This window comes from Ferrovibrio terrae (assembly GCF_943371255.1).
GTDB lineage: Bacteria > Pseudomonadota > Alphaproteobacteria > Ferrovibrionales > Ferrovibrionaceae > Ferrovibrio > Ferrovibrio terrae_B.
This window is the reverse complement of the sequence record NZ_CALRUC010000065.1, coordinates 1-23,346: the sequence shown is the minus strand read 5'-3', so window position 1 is coordinate 23,346 and position 23,346 is coordinate 1. Positions and strand designations below refer to the sequence as shown.

The 23,346-nt window shown below is 64.5% G+C and carries 23 protein-coding genes; 2 read left to right on the top strand and 21 right to left on the bottom strand.

Annotation, left to right across the window (positions count from 1 at the left end):
- Positions 1-23: 23 nt before the first annotated feature.
- From AAG799_RS14240 to AAG799_RS14195, 10 genes are all read right to left on the bottom strand, one after another.
- Positions 24-731, bottom strand: coding sequence for a VWA domain-containing protein (locus tag AAG799_RS14240; protein ID WP_341896998.1), 708 nt, complete (start codon positions 729-731; stop codon positions 24-26).
- A 105-nt stretch (positions 732-836) separates the two neighbouring features.
- The gene (locus AAG799_RS14235; RefSeq protein WP_341896997.1) at positions 837-2,342 is read right to left on the bottom strand and encodes a tripartite tricarboxylate transporter permease; all 1,506 of its coding nucleotides are present in this window, start codon (positions 2,340-2,342) and stop codon (positions 837-839) included.
- A gap of 13 nt (positions 2,343-2,355) precedes the next feature.
- Positions 2,356-2,814 (bottom strand): tripartite tricarboxylate transporter TctB family protein, encoded by a 459-nt coding sequence (locus tag AAG799_RS14230; protein WP_341896995.1) that lies wholly within the window; start codon positions 2,812-2,814, stop codon positions 2,356-2,358.
- Positions 2,815-2,942: 128 nt separating this feature from the next.
- Complete coding sequence (locus AAG799_RS14225; protein ID WP_341896993.1) at positions 2,943-3,917, bottom strand: tripartite tricarboxylate transporter substrate binding protein BugD; 975 nt, start codon at positions 3,915-3,917, stop codon at positions 2,943-2,945.
- 160 nt (positions 3,918-4,077) lie between these two features.
- On the bottom strand, positions 4,078-4,905 hold the full coding sequence (locus AAG799_RS14220; RefSeq protein ID WP_341896991.1) for a division plane positioning ATPase MipZ: 828 nt from the start codon (positions 4,903-4,905) through the stop codon (positions 4,078-4,080).
- Between the two features lie 37 nt (positions 4,906-4,942).
- Positions 4,943-5,362 carry a DUF1489 domain-containing protein gene (locus tag AAG799_RS14215; protein WP_341896988.1) on the bottom strand — a complete coding sequence of 140 codons (420 nt, stop codon included), beginning with the start codon at positions 5,360-5,362 and terminating at the stop codon, positions 4,943-4,945.
- Position 5,363: 1 nt separating this feature from the next.
- Positions 5,364-6,269 (bottom strand): hydroxymethylglutaryl-CoA lyase, encoded by a 906-nt coding sequence (locus tag AAG799_RS14210; RefSeq protein WP_341896986.1) that lies wholly within the window; start codon positions 6,267-6,269, stop codon positions 5,364-5,366.
- A 3-nt stretch (positions 6,270-6,272) separates the two neighbouring features.
- Positions 6,273-8,291 (bottom strand): acetyl/propionyl/methylcrotonyl-CoA carboxylase subunit alpha, encoded by a 2,019-nt coding sequence (locus AAG799_RS14205; protein ID WP_341896985.1) that lies wholly within the window; start codon positions 8,289-8,291, stop codon positions 6,273-6,275.
- Between the two features lie 16 nt (positions 8,292-8,307).
- On the bottom strand, positions 8,308-9,102 hold the full coding sequence (locus tag AAG799_RS14200) for an enoyl-CoA hydratase/isomerase family protein (RefSeq protein ID WP_341896982.1): 795 nt from the start codon (positions 9,100-9,102) through the stop codon (positions 8,308-8,310).
- A 4-nt stretch (positions 9,103-9,106) separates the two neighbouring features.
- The gene (locus AAG799_RS14195; RefSeq protein ID WP_341896980.1) at positions 9,107-10,714 is read right to left on the bottom strand and encodes a carboxyl transferase domain-containing protein; all 1,608 of its coding nucleotides are present in this window, start codon (positions 10,712-10,714) and stop codon (positions 9,107-9,109) included.
- 162 nt (positions 10,715-10,876) lie between these two features.
- Here AAG799_RS14195 and AAG799_RS14190 point away from each other — a divergent pair, with 162 nt between their 5' ends.
- Positions 10,877-11,662: an SDR family NAD(P)-dependent oxidoreductase gene (locus AAG799_RS14190; protein ID WP_341896978.1), complete on the top strand. Its 786-nt coding sequence runs from the start codon at positions 10,877-10,879 to the stop codon at positions 11,660-11,662.
- On the opposite strand, the gene AAG799_RS14185 is transcribed toward AAG799_RS14190, so the two are convergent.
- From AAG799_RS14185 to AAG799_RS14140, 10 genes are all read right to left on the bottom strand, one after another.
- Positions 11,647-12,615, bottom strand: coding sequence for a DMT family transporter (locus AAG799_RS14185; RefSeq protein WP_341896976.1), 969 nt, complete (start codon positions 12,613-12,615; stop codon positions 11,647-11,649). The genes AAG799_RS14190 and AAG799_RS14185 overlap by 16 nt on opposite strands.
- A 9-nt stretch (positions 12,616-12,624) precedes the next feature.
- A complete protein-coding gene (locus AAG799_RS14180; RefSeq protein ID WP_341896974.1) occupies positions 12,625-13,230 on the bottom strand; it encodes a 2-hydroxychromene-2-carboxylate isomerase in 606 nt (201 codons plus the stop codon).
- A gap of 32 nt (positions 13,231-13,262) precedes the next feature.
- A complete protein-coding gene (locus AAG799_RS14175) occupies positions 13,263-13,868 on the bottom strand; it encodes a 2-hydroxychromene-2-carboxylate isomerase (RefSeq protein WP_341896972.1) in 606 nt (201 codons plus the stop codon).
- A 28-nt stretch (positions 13,869-13,896) separates the two neighbouring features.
- Positions 13,897-15,678: a potassium/proton antiporter gene (locus AAG799_RS14170; protein ID WP_341896970.1), complete on the bottom strand. Its 1,782-nt coding sequence runs from the start codon at positions 15,676-15,678 to the stop codon at positions 13,897-13,899.
- 24 nt (positions 15,679-15,702) lie between these two features.
- On the bottom strand, positions 15,703-16,848 hold the full coding sequence (locus AAG799_RS14165; RefSeq protein WP_341896968.1) for an acyl-CoA dehydrogenase family protein: 1,146 nt from the start codon (positions 16,846-16,848) through the stop codon (positions 15,703-15,705).
- A 14-nt stretch (positions 16,849-16,862) separates the two neighbouring features.
- On the bottom strand, positions 16,863-17,249 hold the full coding sequence (locus AAG799_RS14160) for a RidA family protein (protein ID WP_341896966.1): 387 nt from the start codon (positions 17,247-17,249) through the stop codon (positions 16,863-16,865).
- Between the two features lie 3 nt (positions 17,250-17,252).
- Positions 17,253-17,873 (bottom strand): hypothetical protein, encoded by a 621-nt coding sequence (locus AAG799_RS14155; protein ID WP_341896964.1) that lies wholly within the window; start codon positions 17,871-17,873, stop codon positions 17,253-17,255.
- A complete protein-coding gene (locus AAG799_RS14150; RefSeq protein WP_341896962.1) occupies positions 17,870-19,042 on the bottom strand; it encodes an isovaleryl-CoA dehydrogenase in 1,173 nt (390 codons plus the stop codon). The genes AAG799_RS14155 and AAG799_RS14150 overlap by 4 nt, the downstream gene beginning before the upstream one ends.
- 61 nt (positions 19,043-19,103) lie before the next feature.
- On the bottom strand, positions 19,104-19,580 hold the full coding sequence (locus AAG799_RS14145; RefSeq protein WP_341896960.1) for a PaaI family thioesterase: 477 nt from the start codon (positions 19,578-19,580) through the stop codon (positions 19,104-19,106).
- Positions 19,577-20,029 (bottom strand): thioesterase family protein, encoded by a 453-nt coding sequence (locus AAG799_RS14140; protein ID WP_341896958.1) that lies wholly within the window; start codon positions 20,027-20,029, stop codon positions 19,577-19,579. The genes AAG799_RS14145 and AAG799_RS14140 overlap by 4 nt, the downstream gene beginning before the upstream one ends.
- A gap of 108 nt (positions 20,030-20,137) precedes the next feature.
- Between AAG799_RS14140 and AAG799_RS14135 the strand changes: the two genes are divergently transcribed.
- Positions 20,138-21,025, top strand: coding sequence for a LysR family transcriptional regulator (locus AAG799_RS14135; protein ID WP_341896956.1), 888 nt, complete (start codon positions 20,138-20,140; stop codon positions 21,023-21,025).
- Here the strand turns inward: AAG799_RS14135 and AAG799_RS14130 are convergent.
- Entirely contained in the window at positions 21,022-23,328 is a 2,307-nt protein-coding gene (locus tag AAG799_RS14130) for an NADP-dependent malic enzyme (RefSeq protein ID WP_341896954.1), read from the bottom strand. The two genes, AAG799_RS14135 and AAG799_RS14130, sit on opposite strands and share 4 nt — an antisense overlap.
- Positions 23,329-23,346 lie beyond the last annotated feature (18 nt).

Below are 23,346 nucleotides of genomic sequence, written 5' to 3'. Positions count from 1 at the left end.
AGCGCGAGATAGGCGATCATGGCTTACCGCATCTGCCCGATCAGGGCGCGCACTTCGCGGCCCGATCCGGCGGCGAAATTCTCCAGCGCGCGATAGCCGCCGGCGGCATAGACGGCCACGGCCGACAGCAACTCGCGCAGGGTGGCGGCACTGGAGGCATCGAAGCTGGAATAGGCGCCACGGGTCAGCCGCGCCATCTCCTGGAAGCAGGCCTTGGCGCGTGGCTCGCCGCCCTCCTGGAAGGCGAAGATCGGCACGCCGAGCAGGCCCAGTTCGCCGGCCTTCATCGCGATGTCGTCCGGGCTCTCTTCCAGGCAATCGCCGATATAGACCAGAGCATTGACCTTGCGCTCGCGGCCCTCGGCCAATGTGTGCTTGAGCACGCGCTCGATCTGGGTATGGCCGCCGACGCACTCCACCTGGCGCATCAGCCGCAGCATGACATTGGCTTCCGACACCCAGGGCGAAGCCCGGCATTCGCCCAGGCCACGGAAAAACACCAGCTGGATGTCGAGGCCACCGAGCGCGGCCGTGGTGCGGAACATATCGGCCTGGATGCGCTGCGCCTCGTCCCAGGTGGACCGGCGGCTGGCGGTGGCGTCCATGGCAAAAACCAGCCGGCCGCGGCCGTCGGCTGCAGGCGCCGTGCGCGGGCTGAGTGCCACCTGGCGCAGGAACGCCTCCACCTCGTGGGTGGCGGATTTGGCCGGAATCCGGTTGTCTTTGTCCATAGCCCTCAGGATATAGGGTGTGGACCGGTAAAGCAAAATACCCCGGATGCAAAACGCCGCCGGGATGAGCCGGCGGCGTTTGCAGGTGTTGACCGGATAACCGGATCAGCCTTCCTCGGTGAAAGCCTCTTCGCGCTTCTTGCGGATCGAGGGCAGCAGCACGACCACCAAGCCGATCACCGCCATCGCCAGCATGGTGGCGCTGATCGGACGCTCGATGAAGACCATCGGATCGCCGCGCGACAGCACCATGGCGCGCCGCAGATATTCCTCCATCATCGGACCGAGGATGAAACCGAGCAGCAGTGGTGCCGGCTCGCAGTCCAGCTTGGACAGCACGTAACCCAGCAGGCCGAACAGCGCCATCATGTAGACGTCGAAGCCCGAGTTGTTCAGCGAGAACACGCCGATCGCGCAGAACACCAGGATGGCCGGATAGAGCAGATGATAGGGCACGGTGAGCATACGCACCCACAGGCCGATCATCGGCAGGTTCAGCACGACCAGGAAGAAGTTGCCGATCCACATGGAGACGATGATGCCCCAGAACAGCGTCGGCTGTTCGGTCATCACCTGCGGACCCGGCTGGATGCCCTGGATGATCATGGCGCCGATCATCAGCGCCATCACCGGATTGGACGGGATGCCCAGCGTCAGCATCGGAATGAACGAGGTCTGCGCGCCGGCATTGTTGGCCGATTCCGGTGCCGCAACACCCTCGATGGCGCCCTTGCCGAAATTCTTCGAGTTTTTCGAGACCTTCTTCTCCAGCGAATAGGCGGCAAACGAGGCCAGCATGGCGCCGCCGCCCGGCAGGATGCCGAGCGCGGAGCCCAGCGCGGTGCCGCGCAGCACCGGCGCCACGATCTGCTTCAGATCCTTCAGGGTCGGCCACAGGCCGGTGATCTTGCGGCTGAAGACGTCGCGGGTCTCTTCATTCTCCAGATTGCGGATGATCTCGCCCAGGCCGAACATGCCCATGGCGACGATGACGAAGTTGATGCCATCGGCGAGTTCCGGGATATCGAAGGTGAAGCGCGGCGTGCCAGACGTCACGTCGGTACCGACCAGGCCGAGCAACAGGCCAAGCAGGATCATCGCGATTGCCTTGGGCAGCGAGCCATGCGCCAGCACCACCGAGGCAACCAGGCCCATCACCATCAGCGAGAAATATTCCGCCGGGCCGAATTTCAGCGCGACCTCGGCCAGCGGCGGTGCGAACAGCGCCAGCAGGAAGGTTGCCACCGTGCCGGCGAAGAAGGAGCCGAGCGCCGCAGTGGATAACGCGAGGCCGGCCTTGCCCTGACGCGCCATCTGGTAGCCATCCAGCGCGGTGACCACCGAGGATGATTCACCTGGCAGGTTGATCAGGATCGCCGTGGTCGAACCGCCGTATTGCGCGCCGTAATAGATGCCGGCGAGCATGATCAGCGCCGAGACCGGCGGCAGGCCGAAGGTGACCGGCAGCAGCATGGCAATGGTGGCCGTGGGGCCGAGGCCCGGCAGCACGCCGATCAGGGTGCCGACGAAAACGCCGCCCAGGCAGTACAGCAGGTTGATCGGGGTAAGCGCGACTTCAAGGCCAATGTAAAGATTGGAAAGCAGTTCCATAACGCAAATCCCCTCAACCGCCGAGCCACGGCCCGCGCACCGGCATCGGCAGGCCAAGGGCGTAGACGAACACGACAACACAGAAAATCGCCATGCCGATGGCCAGCACCAGCGTGGGCTTCCAGTTGAAGCGCTGGCTGGCGATGGCACTGGCGGCAACCATCAGGGCGACCGCGACCGGCACACCGGCGGTGCGCACCAGGAAGCCAAAGATCAGGGTGGAAAGCGTGACCAGGACAAGGCCCTTGAGGGTGAAGCCCTTCGGCGGATCTTCGGTCATCGCCACGCCGCGCACGCCGATCAGGATGCCGATGGCGATCAGGATGCCTGACAGCACGATCGGGAAGAAGGCCGGCCCCATGCGACGGGCCGTACCGAAACCGTAATCGCGGGCCAACCAGATGAAACCGATGCCGAACAAGATGAACAGCAAGCCGGCAAAGAAATCTTTCGGGTTGCGTATAAAGGACATTGTTCCCCCTGCGCCGTGTCTTCGGCTGCCCCAGGGTCACCCTGACCTCCGGGGCAGTCTTTGTACAAGGGGCGCCCGACCTGCAAAAGGCCGGACGCCCCAACTTTTACGTCAAAGATATACTTCGTTTAGTCGGCGTATTCACCGGCTGCCTTGATGACCGGCGCCCACTTGGCGATCTCGGCCTTCAGATGTGCACCCAGAGCATCCGGCGTGGCGCGGTTCTGCGCGACAGGCTCGGTGCCCAGCTCGGCAAACCGCTTCACCACATTTTCGTCCTTGAGGGCGAACTTCAGGGCTTCCGACAGCTTGTCGATTGCCGCCTTCGGCGTGCCCTTCGGCGCATACACGCCGTGCCAGATCGAGACTTCGAAGCCCTTGATGCCGGCCTCGTCCATGGTCGGCAGATTCGGCAGCGACGGCACGCGGGTCTTGGTGGTCACCGCATAGGCCTTGATCTTCTCGCCCTTGATCTGACCGGTGGTGTTGGTGGTCTGGTCGCACATCAGGTCGATCTGGCCGCCGAGCAGGTCATTCATCGCCGGGCCGGTGCCCTTGTAGGCAACCGTGGTCATCTGGGTCTTGAGCGCGCTCATGAACATCAGGCCGCACAGATGCGAGGCCGCACCGATGCCGGCATTGCCATAGGACACCTTGTCCTTGTTCTGCTGCACATAGGCGACCAGTTCCTTGAAGTCCTTCGGCGGCAGATCCTTCTTCGCCACCATGGTCATCGGCACGTCGGTCACCAGACCAACCGGGGCGAAGTCGTTGATGGTGTCGTAGGGCAGCTTGCGATACAGCGTGGCGCTGGTGGCATGGCCGATATGATGCAGCAGGAGTGTGTAGCCATCCGGCGCGGCGCGGGCCACGCGGCCGGCACCCAGGGTACCGCCGGCGCCGCCAACGTTTTCAACGATGACCTGCTGCTTCAGCGCGGTGCTCATCGCCTGGCCGACCAGGCGGGCGACCGTGTCAGTCGGGCCGCCAGCGGCAAACGGCACCACGATGGTGACGGTCTTGTTCGGGAAATCCTGTGCCTGGGCGGTGGCGCCCGCGAGCATCAGGGTGGCACCGGCCAGCAGCGATAGCGTCGTCTTCATGATTTCTCCCCGTGAGAACAGCGTTCAGAGTAAGCCCCGAATTGACGCTGTATAAAGCACAGATCAGGGGCTTCCTCCAAGGGAAAGCAGGGCGTTTTTGACATCTTGTGAAATCGAAATTTCCCTTTGTGCGCTGCAGCATGCCGCTGTTTAAGGCAGATCAATCGTCCGTTATCAGATTGAGCCCGCGCAGCAGCGCACGCACCTCCTGCCGCGCCGCCGCCTGCGCCATGTTCAGTCCCGCCACGCCACCCGACAGGCTGGTGCGGTCCAGGTCCATCAGCGTCAGGCCGGAGAGGAAAAGTTCGCGGAAAATCACGCGTTCCGACAAGCCCGGCAGGAAGCGGAAGCCGATGCGCTTTTCAAGCGCCTCCAGCACATGGCCGACATTGCGCTTGTTGCGCGCATCCAGGTGCGACAGGCGGTTGCGGATCACCACCCAGTCCACGCTCTGGCGGTCGCGCGCCAACCGTTGCTTGCGCTGCTCCCAAACCATCACGGCATATCGGCTTGGCCTGATCACCTTCAGCGTGTCGGGGTCGACGCTGGCCAGCAAATCCACATCAATGAAGCTGTCATTTACCGGCGTCACCAGCAGATCGGCATGGGAATGGCCGACCCGGGCCAGGTTGGTGTCGCTGCCCGGGCAGTCGACCAGGATGAAATCATGCTGGCCCGAAAGTTCGGCCACGACAGACGCAAAGCGCGCCGCCTCCTCCGCGGCTGCTTCGGCTTTCAGCGGCAGATCGCTTTCGACGATGACGCGATGCACGGGCATAGCCAGCTTGAGCGCATGTTTATCAATGAAGGTCTGACGGTTTTCCAGATAGCGCGTCAACGTGCGCTGCTTGCCGTCCAGGTCGATGGCGGCAACCCGGCCGCCCTCGGTCAGCAGGGCAATCAGGATATGCATCGCCGTGGTCGACTTGCCCGAGCCGCCCTTCTCGTTGCCGACGACAATGATGCGCGGCCGGGGCTGTACGGTCATGCCGAATCACCTGATGGAGGAAACAGACTGCTAGGTATTACAGCAGGCCGAGGTCGCGCAACTCGGCCAGCAGTTTCGGCGGCAGCTCGGCAGCACCCTTGCCGGCATCGGCAACATCGGGCGGCGCGTCTTCCGCCTCCAGATAGCGCCAGCCCTGATGCGGCCGGCGCGGCAGCGGCAATACCGGAATCAGCTGGGTCTTCATCACGATGCCGCAATGGGGCCCCTTGTTTTCCAGCACGGCCTCTTCCAGCCGCACGATGGGGCAACGCACCGCAATCGCCCCCTTGACGATCCAGTAGAGCGAACCGCCATCCTGCACTTCCGCGGCCCGCTTGGGCATATGGCGGGTGTAATGCGTAAAGGTCTTGCCTTCTTTCCGGCGCACCTTCATGCGCTCGCGGAAATGCTCCAGGCTTTCGATACCGACTGCGATTTTGAGCAGATGAACCGGCATCTCACAGGCACTTGGATTTGAGCGCGCGCGCCACGCTGGAGGCCGGCGGGCGGCCAAGACGGTCGGAAATCCACCAGGCGGTCTGCACCAGCTTTTTCAGGTCGACGCCGGTTTCGATGCCCATGCCATCCAGCATGTAGACCACATCCTCGGTGGCGACATTCCCGGTGGCGCCCGGCGCATAGGGGCAGCCGCCAAGACCGGCGACAGAGGCATCATGCCGCGCGATGCCGCATTCCAGCGCCGCCAGCGTGTTGGCCAGCGCCTGCCCATAGGTATCGTGGAAATGGCCGCCGAGTTTCTCCACCGGCACCAGTTTGGCGCAGGCCTCGATCATCGCCTTCACCTTGCCGGGCGTGCCGACACCGATGGTATCGCCCAGCCCGATATCGTCGCAGCCGAGATCATACAGTTGCCTGGTCACCCTGGCCGTTTGTGCCGGCGCGATGTCGCCTTCAAACGGGCAGCCGACCACGACCGAAACAAAGCCCCGCACCTTCACGCCATCGCGTTTGGCAGCTTCCACCACCGGGCGAAACCGCTCGATGCTCTCGTCGATGCTGCAGTTGATGTTCTTCTTGGAAAAGCTCTCGCTGGCGGCGGCAAAAATGCCGATCGCCTCGGCGCCGGCGGCACGCGCACCTTCATAGCCCTTCATGTTGGGCGTCAGCACCTGATAGATCACGCCCGGACGGCGCTTCATCTGCGCCATCACCGCTTCGTGGTCGCCCATCTGCGGCACCCATTTCGGCGACACGAAGCTGGTCGCCTCGATATGGGTCAGGCCACAGTCGGCCAGACGGTCGATCAGTTCCACCTTCACTTCAGTGGGCACCACGCCCGGTTCGTTCTGCAGGCCGTCGCGCGGCCCGGCTTCCCACAGGGTAATTTTGCGCGGCAGGGCCATGCTTCAGTCCTCCGCCTCGATCTGCAGCAGCGCGGCCCCTTCGGGCACCTGTTCGCCGGCGCGGAAATTCACCTTGGCAACCACGCCTCGCGCCGGTGCGCTGATCGTATGCTCCATCTTCATGGCTTCCAGGATCATCAGCGCCTGGCCCTTCTCGACCTTGGCGCCCTCTTCCACCAGCACCTGCACGATCTTGCCCGGCATCGGCGCGGTGAGCTGGCCGCTGCTGCCCTCGTCCAGATCGCCGGCGGCGCGCGGATCGACAATGCTGAGGCGATGGGTTTCACCCGGCAGCAGCACGATCACATCGTCGTCCTGCCGCACGATGCCCGCGCGCAGGCGACGGCCATCGATCACCGCATCCAGGCTGCCATCGCCATCCAGGTTACCCTGCGCGGTCACATGACCTTCGGGCCCATGCACGCGCAGCACGCCATCGGCGAGATAGTCGATGCGGCAAAGGATATCGCTGTCGCGCTCCTTCATCGTCAACTCATCCCAGCCCTGATCGTTCATGCGCCAGCCATCCACGGCCGACCATGGCGACCACGGATCGCCACTCTGCGCTGCCTGACGTGTCACCGCCTCGCGGCGTTCCAGCGTCACGGCAAGGGCGGCCAGCGCCAGCACCACCGTCGAGGCCGGTGCGGGCTGCGGCAGCAGATCGGCGCGGAAGCGTTCGATGAAGCCGGTATCGAGATCGCCATCGATAAAGGCCTTGTGCCCCACCAGGGCCATCAGGAAGGCGGTATTGGTGGCGACGCCGGCAATCTGGTATTCCGCCAGCGCCTGCCGCAGGCGGCGCAGGGCCGCGCGGCGGTCGGTATCCCAGACAATCAGCTTGGCGATCATCGGATCGTAGAATGGCGTGACGGAATCGCCCTCGCGCACGCCGGTATCGACGCGCACATGGGCATTCTCGGCCGGCGCGCGCAGGCGATGCAGCCGGCCGACCGAGGGCAGGAAATTCTTCTGCGGGTCTTCGGCATAGATGCGCGCTTCCACGGCATGGCCGTCAATGGACAGCGCATCCTGTGCCAGCGGCAGCTTGGCCCCGGCGGCGACATCCAGCTGCCAGGCGACCAGATCCTGGCCGGTGATCATCTCGGTTACCGGATGCTCGACCTGCAGGCGGGTGTTCATTTCCATGAAATAGAAGCGGTCGGGCCGCAGGCCATCCGACACATCGGCGATGAATTCCACCGTGCCGGCACCGACGTAACCGATGGCCTTGGCGGCCGCCACGGCGGCATCGCCCATCGCCTTGCGCATGGCCGGCGGCATATCGGGTGCCGGCGCCTCTTCCAGCACCTTCTGGTGCCGGCGCTGCACCGAACAGTCGCGCTCGAACAGATGCACGGCATTGCCATGGCTGTCAGCGAAGACCTGGATTTCGATATGGCGCGGCTTGACCAGATACTTTTCCAGCAGAACCTTGTCGTCACCAAAGGCATTGGCGCCTTCGCGCTGCGCACCGGCCAGCGCCGCGGCGAAATCCTTGGCCGCATCGACGCGGCGCATGCCCTTGCCGCCACCGCCGGCCACAGCCTTGATCAGCACCGGATAGCCGATGCGCTCGGCTTCCCTGGCCAGCAGGTCGGGCGACTGGTCGTCGCCGTGATAGCCCGGCACCACCGGTACCTTCGCCTTCTCCATCAGCGCCTTGGCGGCGCCCTTCAGGCCCATCGCCTCGATGGCCTTGGGCGGCGGACCGATGAAGACCAGCCCGGCCTCGGCACAGGCTTTGGCGAAAGCGGCATTCTCCGACAGGAAGCCGTAGCCCGGATGGATCGCCTGCGCGCCGGTCAGCCGGGCCGCATTGATGATGCGTTCGGGCAGCAGATAGCTCTCGCGCACCGGCGCGGCACCGATATGCACGGCTTCATCTGCCATGGCGACATGGCGCGCATGAGCATCGGCATCGGAATAGACCGCTACCGTAGCGACGCCCATGCGTTTGGCCGTGCGGATGACCCGGCAGGCGATCTCGCCACGATTGGCAATCAGGATCTTGCGGAACACGATACGGCCGCCCTTCTTATGACTGCGCCCAGTTGGGCTTGCGCTTGTCGAAGAATGCCGCTAGCCCTTCCTGGCCTTCCGCGCTGGCGCGGCGGTCGGCGATATTCTGCGCGGTGAACTGCATCAGCTCTTCATCGACACTGCGGCCGGCGACACGGCCGACCAGAATCTTGCTGTCGCGGATCGCACCCGGCGCGCCCTGCAGTAGCATGCCGATCAACTCTGTGCCGCGGGTTTCCAGCGCGCCTTCGTCGGCCACCACCTCATGGATCAGGCCGATGCGGCAGGCTTCGTCAGCATTGAATCGCTCGGCGGTGAGGAAATAGCGTCGCGCCTGACGCGGGCCGATGGCGGCCACCACATAGGGCGAGATGGTTGCAGGCGTCAGGCCAAGCCGCACTTCGGTCAGCGCGAACTGCGCCGCCCTGGTGGCGACCACCATATCGGCGGCCGAAGCCAGGCCGGTACCGCCGGCCATGCAGTTGCCGTGCACCAGCGCCAGCACTGCCTGCGGCAGGTCGTTCAGCTTTTTCAGCATGCGCGCCATGGTCATGGTGCTGGCGCGGTTCTGCTCCGGCGTCGCCTGCCCGGACTTGCGCATCCAGTCGAGATCGCCGCCGGCGGAAAAACTCTTGCCCGCGCCTTTCAGCACCACGACGCGCACATCCTTGCGGGCGGCGAGATCGTCCCAGATTTTCGTCAAGCCGAGAATCACGTCGTCGTTGAAGGCGTTATGCACCTGCGGCCGGTTCAGCGTTACAGATGCAACGCCACGGCTGTCGATATCGAGCAGGATGATCTGGTCGCTCATGGCATTACATCCGGAACACGCCGAACTTGGTCGGCTCGATGGGGGCGTTATGGGCGGTGCTGAGGCCGAGCGCCAGCACGGTGCGGGTATCGACCGGGTCGATGATGCCATCGTCCCACAGCCGGGCCGAGGCATAGTATGGATGGCCCTGGCGGTCATATTGCGCGCGGATCGGGTTCTTGAAGGCCTCTTCCTCGTCCTTCGACCAGTTGCCGCCACCGGCCTCGATGCCGTCGCGCTTCACCGTGGCCAGCACGCTGGCGGCCTGTTCGCCGCCCATCACCGAGATGCGGGCATTGGGCCACATGAACAGCAGGCGGGGCGAATAGGCCCGGCCGCACATGCCATAATTGCCGGCGCCGTAGGAACCGCCGATGATGACGGTGAATTTCGGCACGCGCGCGGTGGAGACCGCTGTGACCAGCTTGGCGCCATCCTTGGCGATGCCGCCGGACTCATACTTTTTTCCGACCATGAAGCCGGTGATGTTCTGCAGGAAGACCAGCGGGATATTGCGCTGGCAGCACAGCTCGATGAAATGCGCACCCTTCAGCGAGCTTTCCGAGAACAGGATGCCGTTGTTGGCAATGATCCCTACCGGATAGCCATGGATGCGAGCAAAACCGCAGACCAGCGTGCTGCCGTAGAGTTTTTTGAACTCGTCCAGCTCCGAATCATCGACGATGCGCGCGATGATCTCGCGCACATCGAAGGGAATGCGGCCGTCCTTCGGGATCACACCATAAAGTTCGGCCGGATCGAAGCGCGGCGGCAGCGGTGCGCGCACATCGCCCGATACCTGCTTCACCGTATTGAGATTGCCGACGATGCGTCGGGCGATGCCGAGCGCATGGGCATCGTTCATCGCGTAATGGTCGCTGACGCCCGAGGTGCGCGCATGCACATCGGCGCCGCCCAGTTCCTCGGCCGAGACCACCTCGCCGGTGGCTGCCTTCACCAGTGGCGGGCCGGCCAGGAAGATGGTGCCCTGGTTGCGCACGATGATCGACTCATCCGACATCGCCGGCACATAGGCGCCGCCAGCGGTGCACGACCCCATCACCACGGCGATCTGCGGGATGCCGGCGGCCGACATATTGGCCTGATTGTAGAAGATGCGGCCGAAATGCTCGCGGTCGGGAAAAACCTCATCCCAGGTCGGCAGGTTGGCACCGCCGGAATCGACCAGATACAGGCAGGGCAGCCGGTTCTGCAGCGCGATCTCCTGCGCGCGCAGATGCTTCTTCACCGTCATCGGGAAATAGGTGCCGCCCTTCACGGTGGCATCGTTGCACACGATGACACATTCGCGGCCCATCACCCGGCCGATGCCGGTGATCACCCCTGCCGCAGCGATATCACCGCCATACATGTCATAGGCGGCGAACTGGCTCAGCTCCAGGAAGGGCGAGCCGGGATCGAGCAGTGTGCGTACGCGGTCGCGCGGCAGCAGCTTGCCGCGCGACAGATGCTTCTCGCGCGCCTTGTCGCCGCCGCCCTGCTTGATCTGCTTGACCCTGGCTTTCAGGTCATCGACCAGGCTTTGCATCTGCGCGGCATTGTCGCGGAAGGCGGCCGAACGGGTATCGAGTTGGCTGGTGAGCGCGCTCATGGCAAGGCGTCTGCTTCTCGTTCTCGGGCTGTGATTACAAACGACCATGCCAGCGCCTCCGGAAGGCTGCAAGGGGTGCCGCGGGAAAAGGGTGCGACGCAAACCACAACCTGTTAATTTCACCCATCTATCGGCGGTATCGACAAAAACTATGGAGGAAACATGGCCGGCAAAGGCTTCGATCTGAACGGCAAGGTTGCGCTGGTGACCGGCGGCAATGGCGGCATCGGTTTGGGGATGGCCGAGGGGCTGGCGCAGGCCGGCTGCGACCTGGTGATCTGGGGCGGCAACCCGGACAAGAATGCCGCCGCCGAGGCGAAACTGAAGGCCCATGGCCATCGCGTGCTGGTGCAGAAGGTGGATGTGTCAGACGAGGCGCAGGTCGAGGCCGGCTTCACTGCTGCACTGAAAACCATGGGCCGCATCGACGGCTGTTTCGCCAATGCCGGCGTCAGCCAGAAGCGCGCCGCCTTCCACGAACTCAGCACGGCGGAATGGCGCCGCGTGCTGTCGGTCAACCTTGATGGCGCCTTCTTCACGCTGCGCGCCGCCGCCCGCCACATGGTCGAGCGCGCCAAGGACGGCGACAAAGCCGGCGGCCGCCTGATCGGCATGGCCAGTACGGCCGGCGTGCATGGTGCGGCACGCGCCCAATCCTACGCTGCCAGCAAGGGCGCGATGCTGTCGATGATCCGGGCGCTGGCGGTGGAAATGGCGCGCTACGGCGTCACCGCCAATTCCATCCTGCCGGGCTGGATCGAGACCGAGATGACGGCGGCCGGCGTGGCCGATCCGAAATTCAGCGGCAATGTGCTGCCGCGTATTCCGGTGCGGCGCTGGGGCCAGGGTTCGGATTTCGCCGGCATCGCCACCTACCTGATGAGCGATACCAGCAGCTATCACACCGGCGACAGCTTCGTGATCGACGGCGCCTATACCATCTTCTGACGGGCCGCCTTCTGACGGTCGCGTGCTGCCTGCACGCCCAGCCACTGCATGCGGATGACGCCGGCGAGGATCAGAATCCCGCCGGCGATCTGCTGCAGGGTGATGGTGCTGCCGAAGAACAGCGCCGCCACCGCCACCGAGAAGACCGGCGCCAGGCTGGTGTAAAGCGTCGCCACCGGCACGCCGACATGGCTGACGCCGTAATTCCAGAACAGGATCGCCAGCCCTGCCCCGCCGATGCCGACCCAGGCCAGCATCCAAAGCGCCGCACTGGGCGGCATCTCGGTCGGCAGGCGTGCCGGCGTGATCGTCGCCAGCACGATGAACAGGCCGCAAATGAGAAGGCCGCCGGCCAGCGAGGTCAGGCAGGTGATGCGCATGTTGCTCCAGCCCAGTGGCGCGAGCCATGCCTGCACCTTCAGCGAATAGAAACTCCAGCTCGCCATGGCTCCCACCAGCATGGCCTCGCCCAGATAGCTGAACTCGCCGGGGCCGCCGGCCTTCGGCCGCACCGCATCCAGCGCCACCAGCGCCGCGCCGATGGCGGCACTGATCGCGGCCGGCCAGAAACCGCGCGCCAGCGGCATCCGCAGCATCAGCTTGGTCATCACCGCCGCCACCAGCGGACCGCAGCTCATGGCAATCGCCGCCCGCACCGGTTCCGACAGCATGATGCCGACGGTGTAGAAGATCGAGAAGCAGGCCATGACGGCCCCCAGCTTCGCCACCACCAGCCAGGGCACCGGTGCGCGAAACGGCGACGCGCGGTCGAAGACCAGTGCCATAGCGATCAGCAGCGGCGCCGGAATCAGGTAGCGGATCGCCGACATGAAGAACGGGTCGATATGCTTTGTCGCCAGCACATGCGTCATCGGAATCATCGCACCCCACAGCAAGGCTGTGGCGATGAGGCCGGTGACGGCGAGCGCGCCGCCGGCAGGCTTGTCTGCCATGCTCAGGGCTTACTTCTTGTGCGCCAGGGTCAGCCAGCGATCGATATGGTCGATGCGGTCAGAGCCCCAGAACATCTCGTCGTCGACAATGAAGGTCGGCGTGCCGAAGGCCTTGAGTTCAATCGCCTCGGCGGTGGCATCCAGCACCGCCTGGCGCGCATTGGCATCTTCGGCCGCCCTGGCGATCTCGGCCTCGGGCACACCGGCCACATGCACCACGGTCTTGAGATGCTCGGGCCGGGCGATATCCTTGCCCTCGCCCCAGTATTGCTTGAACGCCGCCTTGGCAAAGGCCACCGCCTTGGTCGGATTCTGCTCCTTCAGGCGATAGAACAGCAGGCGCGGCAGCTTGGCATCGGTCGGGAACGGATTGGGCGTGGTGACGATGGGCAGGCCGGCGAGTTTGGCCGAGCGCGTCCAGTCATGCTCCATGTAATCCATCTTCACCTTGGGAAACGGCGTGCGGTCCGGGATCGCCTTCCACAGATGGCCGATCGAAACCGGCCGCCAGTCGACGCTGCGGTTGTGCTTGCGCGCCACCGCCTCGATCAGGTTGGCGCCGATATAGGCGTAGGGCGAGGTGAAATCCCAGTAGAAGATGATCTGCTTGGCCATGGCGAGGTTTCCTCTATTTTCTTTGTTATGGATTACCAGCCGCCGCGCGACAGCCAGCGGTCGATCTGGTCGAGACGGTCGGCGCCCCAGAAGGGTTCGCCGTCGACAAAGGTATAGGGCGAGCCGAACACACCGCGATGCTGGATCGCATCTTCGGTCACCTCGCGTAAGCGCGCCTTGATCTCCGGGCTTTCGATACCGGCGAGAAAGGCCTTGCGGTCGATGCCCAGATCCGCCGCGATATCGGCCAGCACCTCGGACGATGAGATATCCCGACCATCGATGAAATAGGCCTTATAGACCGCCTTGGCAAACGGCACGGCCTGGTCGGGCGCGGTCTGCTTCAGCCAATAGGTGCCGCGGCAGGCGCCCTGGGTGGGCAGCGGAAAGGTGGCCGGCATGTTGAAGGCAATGCCATGTTCGCGCGCACTGCGTTTGAAATCGTGGGTCGAGTATTTGCCCTTCATCGGATACTGCGTCAGCGGCTGGGTGCCCTCGGCCTTGAACACGGCGCCGAGCAGCATCGGGCGCCAGTCCACGCTGCGGCCATGCTTGGCGGCAACGGCATCGATGCGCTGGGCGGCGATGTAGCCGTAGGGCGAGGAAAAGTCGAAATAGAATTCCAGCGGCGCAGCCATCCGGAGCCTCCCTTGCGTTTTTTATAGTCTAATCGAAGCCGAAGGCGCGGCGGAAGCCACGCAGGATCGGATGCTCTTCCGGTTCCAGTTCGATGCCGACCGAGGTGATGCGGTCGTTGCGGATCTCGCGCACCACCAGCTCCACCGGCCCCCAGCGCAGGCGGTCGCCCACCACCGGGCGATGCCGCAGGCGCCGGCGCACATAGCCGCCGACCGGGTCGTTGCGGTCCTTGTCATCGACCGGAAGACCATAGAGCAGGGCCACCTCGCCCAGCAGCGTATCGCCCGACAGCACGAATTCGCCGAACACTTCCTCGCCGCGCTCGCGCCGTTTGCGCTGCTTCTTGGACTGCTCACGCGCGGTGAACAGGCGATCAAGCGAGAAGAACTGCTCGGCCGGGGCCAGCACCAGCAGATAGTCGCCGGGCTCCAGATGATCCAGCCTGGCACGGTCCATCACGGTGCCGTCGCGGATCACGGTGATGATACGGCAGCGTCGCGGCAGCGGGATTTCATTGAACCGGTAACCCAGGGCCGGCGCATCGGCTTCCAGCTTGTAGCTCGCCACATCGCGATCCGAAGTGGAACCCAGATCGAGATCGGTGCGGCTGACCGCTTCCGGCTTCGGCGGCAGCTCCAGGCCGAAGAAGCGCGCCACCGGAGCAATCGTCCAGCCCTGCAAGGTCAGCGAGGCCAGCACACAGACGAAGGCCGCCGTCACATAGAGTTCGGAATTGGGCAGGTTGGCCAGCACCGGAATGGTGGCAAGGAAGATCGGTACCGCGCCGCGCAGACCGACCCAGGAGATGAAGCCGATCTCGCGCATCGTATAGCGGAAGGGCAGCAGGCAGATCATCACCGCCAGCGGCCGCGCCAGCAGCATCAGCACGGCGGCGACAACCCCGCTGCCCACCGCATAGGGCGTCATCTCGTCCGGCGTCATCAGCAGGCCGAGCAGCAGGAACATGACGATCTGGCTGAGCCAGCTCAGGCCGTCATAGAAGCGCAGGATCACCTGGGCCCCGCGATGGCGCCGGTTGCCCAGCACCAGCCCGGCGACATAGACCGCGACGTAACCCGATGCCTGCACGAAATGCGCACCGGAGAAAATCAGCAGCGCCGCGGCCATCGCCACAATCGGATACAGGCCGCCCGCCACCGACACACGGTTGAACAAGGCCACCAGCAGGAAACCGCCGATGAGACCGACCACGAGGCCGCCAACCATCTGGGCGACGAATTCGATGGCGAGCTTCAGCGTGTCCGGCGGCTGGCCATGGCGCAGCAGTTCCACCGTCATCATGGTGAGGAAGATTGCCATCGGATCGTTGATGCCGGATTCGACCTCCAGCGTGCCGCTGACGCGCTTCTGCAGCGCCAGGCCCTTCATGTTGAGCAGGAAGAACACCGCCGCCGCATCGGTCGAGCCGACAATGGCCCCGACCAGGAAAGACTCCATCGGCTTCAGGCCCAGCGCATAATGCGCCGCCACGCCCACCAGCACTGCCGTACCGACCACGCCGATGGTGGCCAGCACAAAGGCCGGCGCCGCCACCAGCCGCACGGTGGCAAAATGGGTGCGCAGGCCGCCATCGAACAGGATGATGCCCAGCGCCGCCGAACCGACCGCATAGGTGAGCTGGTAGTCGCGGAAGACAATGCCGCCGGGTCCGCCCTCGCCGGCCAGCAGGCCAAGACCGAGGAAGACCAACAGGAAGGGCACGCCAAAACGGCTCGACGCCGATCCGGCGAAGATACTCACCAGAACCAGGAGAGATGCGATAAAAAGGATCTCGTTCGCCTGGTTCAAATGACCTCTTCTCTGTGTGGCGGACTAGCCGCCGGCTGCATTTCCGGCAATGGCCCGACTGATCACCAGCCGCTGCACATCGCTCGTGCCTTCATAGATCTGACAGACCCGGACATCCCGGTAGATGCGTTCCACCGGGAAATCGGCCAAATAGCCGTAACCGCCGTGAATCTGGATGGCATCCGAGCATACCCGCTCGGCCATTTCCGAGGCAAACAGTTTGGCCATGCTGGCCTCCTTGAGGCAAGGCTGCCCGGCATCTTTCAACCGCGCGGCGTTCAACAGCAGTTGATGCGCCGCCTCGATGCGGGTGGCCATATCGGCAAGCCGGAAGGCCACCGCCTGGTGGTTGATGATGGCGGTGCCAAAGGCCTCGCGCTGGCCTGCATACAGACGTGCAGCGTCAAAAGCCGCCCGCGCCATGCCGGTGGCCTGCGCGGCGATGCCGATGCGGCCGGATTCCAGATTTGCGAGTGCAATGCGATAGCCCTCACCCTCGGCGCCCAGCAGGGCATCCGCGGGCACCCGCACATCCTCCAGCACGATCTGGCAGGTATCGGAGCATTTCTGGCCCAGCTTGCGCTCGATGCTGGCAACGCGATAACCCGGCGTGTCGGTGGGCACCAGGAAACAGGAAATGCCGCGCTTGCCCTGCGCGGGGTCGCTGACCGCGAAGACCAGTGCCAGTCTGGCGATCGAGCCCGAGGTGATGAACTGCTTCACGCCGCTGATCACCCATGAATCGCCGTCGCGGCGGGCGCGGGTTTTCAGGGCCGAGGCATCGGAACCGGCCTGCGGCTCGGTCAGGCAGAAGGCACCGATCCATTCACCGCGCGCCAGCGGTTTCAGATACTGCTCCTTCTGATGCAGCGTGCCGTAACGCAGCAGGGCCGCACAGACAGGGGAGTTGTTGACCGACATGATCGTGCTGACCGCGCCATCGCCGGCGGCGATCTCTTCCAGCGCCAGCACATAGGCGACGAAATCGGCTTCCGCCCCGCCCCATTGCTCGGGCACGCCCATGCCCATCAGGCCCAGATCGCCCATCTGCCGCAGCAGTTCCAGCGGCGGCTGGGCCGTGGTGTCGCGCGCCGCGGCGCCCGGTGCCAGCTTTTCCTGCGCGAAGTCTCGCGCCATGTCGCGGATCATCTGCTGCTCGTCGGTCAGCATCGAGCGTCTCCGGTCTAGGCTTGTTTGCGGGCGGTGACTTCGATCTCCAGCTTCATCCTGGGATCGATCAGCTGGCAGAGCAGTGCGGTGGCCGCCGGCAGCGCTCTGGCGAAATGCCGGCCGCAGATCGGCGCGATCTGTTCGAAGATGCTCGCGTCGGTCAGGTAGTAATGCACCCGCACCACGTCATCCAGGCTGCTGCCGGCCTGGGCCAGCGCTGCCGCAATGTTTTTAAAAATCTGCTCGCATTGCGTCACCGGGTCGTCGCTGATCGTCATGGTGCCGTAATCGAAGCCGGTGGTACCCGAGACATGGATCCACTCGCCATCCACCACGGCGCGGGAATAGCCCATGGTCTTTTCAAAAGTCGATCCCGACGAAATCCGGCGGCGTGCAGTCATGGGCTATTCCTTGCGCGGGGTGAGTTTGACGCCGGCCGCATAGGCCCGCACCTGCTCGGCAGTCATGGGCTGGCCTGCGGTGGCGCAATAGACGCCATCGAGCCGCAGGCTGCCTTCGGCCAGCGGCTCATCCTTGGCCAGTTTGGCCTGGCTGCTGGTGACCTGCGGCTGGGCATAGAAACCGAGCGCCACGCATTGCCGCGTGCCGAGATCGAAACGACGACTCAGCACCGGACCATTCGGCGTCGCCACCTTCACATCTTTCGGTTCGCTCGCCTGCGGCTTGGGTGCTTCCAGCCCCTTGAGCACCGCCGTGGCGAACTTGATCAGATCGACCGGGCCGCTCAGGTAATGGTCGTCCTCGCTCAGGTCGCGCAGCACCGCAATGGCAAAGCTGCCACCCGGCTTCTGCGCCTTCCACAGATAGCGTTCCAGCCGATAGCCCAGCGGCGAGGTGAAAGACTCCGCCATCTGCGGCGCTGCCGTCAGTCCCTCGGCCTGCCAGCGTATACGCTGGTCGGCGGCACGGATGGCTTCCCACCGCGTATCCGGCTCATGCGCCACAGCCGGCAAAGCCGGCAGCAGCAGAAGGCAGGTGACAGCGAGGTGACGCAGCAGACTCACTTGGTCTCCTCGAAGATTTCGCGGCCGATCAGCATGCGCCGGATTTCCGAGGTGCCTGCGCCGATTTCATACAACTTGGCATCGCGCAGCAGGCGGCCGGTCGGATAGTCGTTGATATAGCCGTTGCCGCCCAGAATCTGGATCGCATCCAGCGCCAGCTTGGTGGCTTTCTCGGCCGCGAACAGGATGGCGCCGGCGGCATCCTTGCGCGTGGTCTGGCCACGGTCGCAGGCTTTCGCCACAGTATATACATAGGCGCGCGCCGCATTCATCTCGGTATACATGTCGGCCACCTTGCCCTGGATCAGCTGGAAGGTGCCGATCGACTGGCCGAACTGCTTGCGCTCATGGATATAGGGAACCACGACGTCCATCGCCGCCTGCATGATGCCCAGCGGACCGGCCGCGAGAACTGCGCGCTCGTAATCCAGGCCGCTCATCAGCACATTGACGCCCTTGCCGACCTGGTTGAGCACATTCTCTTCCGGCACTTCGCAATCCTGGAACACCAGTTCGCCGGTATCGGAGCCGCGCATGCCCAGCTTGTCGAGCTTCTGCGCCGTGGAGAAACCCTTGAAACCCTTCTCGACCAGGAAGGCGGTGATGCCGCGCGCGCCGGCAGCCGGGTCGGTCTTGGCATAGACCACCAGCACGTCGGCGGTCGGACCATTGGTGATCCACATCTTGTTGCCATTGAGGATGTAGCGGTCGCCCTTCTTTTCGGCGCGCAGCTTCATCGACACCACATCGGAGCCGGCATTCGGCTCGCTCATCGCCAGCGCACCCAGATGCTGGCCGTTGATCAGCTTGGGCAGATATTTCTGCTTCTGTGCCTCGCTGCCGTTGCGGCGGATCTGGTTGACGCAGAGATTGGAATGCGCGCCATACGATAGCCCCACAGAGGCCGAACCGCGGCTGACTTCCTCGACGGCGATGCAATGCTCCAGATAGCCCAGCCCGCTGCCGCCGTATTCCTCTTCCACGGTGATGCCATGCAGGCCCAGATCGCCCAGCTTGGTCCACAGGTCGCGCGGGAATTCATTGGTCTTGTCGATGGCATCGGCGCGCGGCGCCAGTTCGTTGTCGACAAAGCCGCGCACGGACTGGCGCAACATGTCGGCGGTCTCGCCGAGCCCGAAATCGAGCGTAGGATAGCTGTTGGAGATCATGATTTTACCCTTCTCGGACGGCTCTTCTGAATCGGGTGGCGGCAGTCTAGCGGATCGGGCGTCAGGATGCAGCCGTGCGGGGTGCGTCAGGACGCCCCAGCATGCACATCATGGTGGCCAGCCCCGTGGCGCAGTGCAGCATCTTTCCCGCTTTTTCGGCAAAGACATCGAAACCCACGATAGTGAGCGTCTTGCCATGGCGGGTCACCTGGGCGCGGGCCAGCATGCGGTCGCCATCGGCCGGCGCCATCAGGTTCATCTTGTATTCCACCGTCAGCACGGTGGCATCGGCGGGAAACAGGCTGTAGGCGGCATAGCCGGCGGCGGAATCGGCGATCATGCCGACAATGCCGCCATGCACGAAGCCATGCTGCTGGGTCAGGTCATGCTTGCGCGGCATCTCGATTTCGCAAAAACCCGGCTTCACCATGGTGATCGTGGCGCCGATCAGATGCATGGCCGGCTGGCGGTTGAAACTATCGCGGACCCGCGCCTCAAAGTCTGAGTCGGCAGGTTTGAACTCAGGCCGCATGTTCATGCCGCGGCCTCCTTGGGCGCGACGGGCTCAATGCCGAAGGTCTCAACAATGCGGGCAACGAAACTGGCCGGGAATGGCCGCGAGCGCCGCTGCACCGTGTCGATGCACACGCCGGTCAGCCGCGCCGCCATGGCCTGGCGATCATCGCCGACACGGATCAGGCGATGGCGGAAAACGATCTTGCGCTCGCCGATGCTTTCCACCGTGCTCTCCATTTTCACCATGTCGCCACCGCGCAGCTCGGCCTGGTAATCCACCTCGGCCTTCACGGCGGCGACGCCGGCCTGCTCGGCCATCATCTGCTCGCGCGGCCAGCCATGCATGGCGGCAACGGCGAAAGCGGCATCGCCAAGCCAGCCCATGTAGAAGCTGACATTCACATGCCCCAGATGATCGCATTGCCAAGCCTGGGTCATCAGCCGCAGGGTCTCGACATAGTGCTCTGCCATGGCGCCCTCCTCTTTTTAGCGGTTTCCTCTGCCTGTCCTGATAGCCCGGATTCTTGAATAGAGAAAATCAATTGTCTTTATATTCAAGATAGGGTTTCTCTATGGGTCATGAATCTGACCCTGATCCGTTATTTCATGGCCGTGGCCGAAACCGGCAGCTTCACCCGCGGTGCCGAGCGCGCCAACGTCACCCAGCCGACGCTGTCGGCCGGCATCAAGCGCCTGGAGGAATCCCTCGGCAGCAGCCTGTTCGAGCGTGGCCGCGCCTCGCAGCTCACGCCTGCCGGTGCCCGCTTTCTGCCGCGCGCGCGCCTGTTGCTGCAGGAATGGACCGCGGCGCGGCGCGAGCTGCGCCAGGAAGGCCGGCCGGCAAAGCTGCGCCTGCGGCTCGGTTATATCCCCGGCCTGCCACAACAGCGCCTCACTGCCCTGCTCGGCAGCTTCATCACGGCGCATCCCGATATCGCGCTGGAAATTCTCGAAGCGCCGGCCACGACGCTGACCCGCCGGCTCGATATGGGCCGCATCGATGCGGCGATCCTGCCGCTGGGTGATGACGGCGATGAGCACAGCCTGAGCCTGTTCCGCCAGCGCTACCTGCTGGCGGTGCCGCAAGGCCATGCGCTGGCGCGGCGCAGCACGGCGCGGATTTCAGACCTGCAGGACCAGCCCTTCGTGATCCGGCCACAGGCCGAGATCATGCCAGCGGCGGAAAAGCTGTTCGACGGATTGAACGTGCGGCCGCGCATCATCGGCCGGGCCGAGAGCGATGCGGCTTTGCTGGCGCTGGTGGAAGCCGGCATCGGCGTGGCGATCCTGCCGCACTGGCTCGGCACCGATCATGTGGCGACGTTGACCCTGCCCGAACTGCGCGATACGCATCGCATCGGCCTGCGCTGGCGCGAGGATGACAGCGCCGCGTTACAGCAGCTGCGCGATTTCGCCGCCGGTCACGACTGGGATGCGGCGGCCGGGCGTACCGTTCTCGGGCATTAATCGCCGGAGGCGCTGCGCCCCATCAGGCCTTCGGCATGATCCTGGGCATCGACCACGGCAACCGCGCTCATATTGACCAGGCCGCGCACGGTGACATTGCGCGACACGATATGTGCCGATTTCGCCATGCCCATCAGGATCGGGCCGACATAGAAGCCCTGCTCCATCTGGCGCACCAGGTTGGCAGAGATATTGGCGGCATCCAGGTTGGGCATCACCAGCAGGTTGGCACTGCCCTTCAGGGTGTTGTCGGGCATCAGCTTCTCGCGGATCGCTTCCGAGACGGCGGCATCGGCCTTCATCTCGCCCTCGATCTCCACGCCCGGCATCAGCTGGTGCAGGCGCTGGGTCGCCTCGCGCATCTTGCGCGCCGAAGGCGACGAGGAGGTGCCGAAATTGGAATGCGACAGCAGCGCGATTTTCGGCACCAGGCCGAAGCGGCGCACCTCGTCGGCGGCCAATTGGGTGATCGCCACGATCTCGTCGGCATTGGGGTCGAGATTCACATTGCTGTCGGTGATGAACAGCATGCCATGCGGCAGCACCAGCAGCTGCATGGCGGCCGGCAGCGACGCACCGGAGCGCAGGCCGATCACATCGACGATATGCGGCAGATGCTGGTCATACTGGCCCACCGAGCCACAGATCAGCGCATCGGCCTCGCCGCGCTGCACCGCCATGGCGGCAATCACCGTGGTGTTGGTGCGGATGATGGTGCGGGCATCGTCGGGCGCCACGCCCTTGCGCTTCATCAGCGCCAGATAACCGGTCCAGTATTCGTTGTAGCGGTCGTCGCGCTCGGGATCGATCAGCGTGACATTCTCGCCGATCTTGAGGCGCAGGCCGAGCTTCTCGATGCGGCGCTCGACCACGGCGCGGCGGCCGATCAGGGTCGGCAGCGCCACCTTGTCGTCCAGCACGATCTGGGCGGCACGCAGCACGCGCTCGTCCTCGCCCTCGGCATAGATCAGGCGCAGCGGCTTGCGCTTGGCGCGCTCGAAGGTCGGCCGCATGACAAAGCCGGTGCGGTAGACAAAGCGCTCCAGGCCTTCGCGATAGGCCTGCATGTCGGTGATCGGACGCGTCGCCACGCCGCTGTCCATCGCCGCCTGCGCCACCGCTGGCGCGATCTGCAGGATCAGGCGCGGATCGAAGGGCTTGGGGATGAAGTATTCCGGGCCGAAGCTGAGTGCCTCGTCATTGCCATAGGCCCGCGCCACCACATCGGAGATTTCCGCCATCGCCAGATCGGCGATCGCGCGCACGGCCGCCAGCTCCATCGCCGTGTTGATCGTGGTGGCGCCGACATCCAGCGCGCCACGGAACAGGAACGGGAAGCACAGCACGTTATTGACCTGGTTCGGATAGTCCGACCGCCCGGTCGCCATGATCGCATCGGGCCGCGCCGCCTTGGCCACTTCCGGCAGGATTTCCGGCGTCGGATTGGCCAGCGCCAGAATCAGCGGCTTCGGCCCCATCTTGGCGACCATCTCGCCCTTCAGCACATTGGCGGCTGAAAGCCCGAGGAACACATCGGTGCCGACGATGGCATCGCCGAGCGTGCGGTGGTTGGTCTGCCGCGCATAGCGCGCCTTGAATTCATCCATCTGCTCGGTGCGGCCCTCGTAGACCACGCCGACGATATCGGTGACGACGATATTCTCTTTGCGCACGCCCAGTTCGACCAGCAGGTCGAGGCAGGCCAGCGCGGCGGCACCGGCACCGGACGCCACCAGCTTCACCTCGTCCATTTTCTTGCCGACCACGCGCAGGCCGTTCAGCACCGCGGCGGCCACGGTGATCGCCGTGCCATGCTGGTCGTCGTGGAAGACCGGGATCTTCATCTTCTGGCGCAGCGCGCGCTCGACCACGAAGCATTCCGGCGACTTGATGTCTTCCAGATTGATGCCGCCGAAGGTCGGCTCCAGCGCCGCGATGATGGCAATCAGCTTGTCCGGGTCGGTTTCGTTGATCTCGATATCGAAGACATCGATGCCGGCGAACTTCTTGAACAGCACCGCCTTGCCTTCCATCACCGGCTTGGACGCCAGCGGGCCGATATTGCCCAGGCCGAGCACGGCGGTGCCGTTGGAGATCACGCCGATCAGGTTGCCGCGCGCGGTCAGCTCGGCGGCCTGGGCCGGATCTTCGACAATGGCATTGCAGGCGGCGGCGACGCCGGGGCTGTAGGCCAGCGCCAGGTCGCGCTGGGTGCCGAGCGGCTTGGTCGGGGTGATTTCCAGCTTACCCGGCTTCGGCAGCCGGTGGTATTCCAGGGCCGCGCGGTCGAGATCGGATTTCATCAATATACTCGCAGGATC

Coding starts and splice junctions, on each gene's coding strand:
- AAG799_RS14225 (WP_341896993.1), bottom strand. CDS start 3,917: ATGAAGACGACGCTATCGCTGCTGGCCGGTGCCACCCTGATGCTCGCG.
- AAG799_RS14195 (WP_341896980.1), bottom strand. CDS start 10,714: ATGAGCGCGCTCACCAGCCAACTCGATACCCGTTCGGCCGCCTTCCGC.
- AAG799_RS14160 (WP_341896966.1), bottom strand. CDS start 17,249: ATGACTGCACGCCGCCGGATTTCGTCGGGATCGACTTTTGAAAAGACC.
- AAG799_RS14235 (WP_341896997.1), bottom strand. CDS start 2,342: ATGGAACTGCTTTCCAATCTTTACATTGGCCTTGAAGTCGCGCTTACC.
- AAG799_RS14140 (WP_341896958.1), bottom strand. CDS start 20,029: ATGGCAGAGCACTATGTCGAGACCCTGCGGCTGATGACCCAGGCTTGG.
- AAG799_RS14165 (WP_341896968.1), bottom strand. CDS start 16,848: ATGCTGACCGACGAGCAGCAGATGATCCGCGACATGGCGCGAGACTTC.
- AAG799_RS14130 (WP_341896954.1), bottom strand. CDS start 23,328: ATGAAATCCGATCTCGACCGCGCGGCCCTGGAATACCACCGGCTGCCG.
- AAG799_RS14145 (WP_341896960.1), bottom strand. CDS start 19,580: ATGAACATGCGGCCTGAGTTCAAACCTGCCGACTCAGACTTTGAGGCG.
- AAG799_RS14180 (WP_341896974.1), bottom strand. CDS start 13,230: ATGGCCAAGCAGATCATCTTCTACTGGGATTTCACCTCGCCCTACGCC.
- AAG799_RS14185 (WP_341896976.1), bottom strand. CDS start 12,615: ATGGCAGACAAGCCTGCCGGCGGCGCGCTCGCCGTCACCGGCCTCATC.
- AAG799_RS14230 (WP_341896995.1), bottom strand. CDS start 2,814: ATGTCCTTTATACGCAACCCGAAAGATTTCTTTGCCGGCTTGCTGTTC.
- AAG799_RS14215 (WP_341896988.1), bottom strand. CDS start 5,362: ATGCCGGTTCATCTGCTCAAAATCGCAGTCGGTATCGAAAGCCTGGAG.
- AAG799_RS14135 (WP_341896956.1), top strand. CDS start 20,138: ATGAATCTGACCCTGATCCGTTATTTCATGGCCGTGGCCGAAACCGGC.
- AAG799_RS14190 (WP_341896978.1), top strand. CDS start 10,877: ATGGCCGGCAAAGGCTTCGATCTGAACGGCAAGGTTGCGCTGGTGACC.
- AAG799_RS14150 (WP_341896962.1), bottom strand. CDS start 19,042: ATGATCTCCAACAGCTATCCTACGCTCGATTTCGGGCTCGGCGAGACC.
- AAG799_RS14240 (WP_341896998.1), bottom strand. CDS start 731: ATGGACAAAGACAACCGGATTCCGGCCAAATCCGCCACCCACGAGGTG.
- AAG799_RS14220 (WP_341896991.1), bottom strand. CDS start 4,905: ATGACCGTACAGCCCCGGCCGCGCATCATTGTCGTCGGCAACGAGAAG.
- AAG799_RS14175 (WP_341896972.1), bottom strand. CDS start 13,868: ATGGCTGCGCCGCTGGAATTCTATTTCGACTTTTCCTCGCCCTACGGC.
- AAG799_RS14200 (WP_341896982.1), bottom strand. CDS start 9,102: ATGAGCGACCAGATCATCCTGCTCGATATCGACAGCCGTGGCGTTGCA.
- AAG799_RS14210 (WP_341896986.1), bottom strand. CDS start 6,269: ATGGCCCTGCCGCGCAAAATTACCCTGTGGGAAGCCGGGCCGCGCGAC.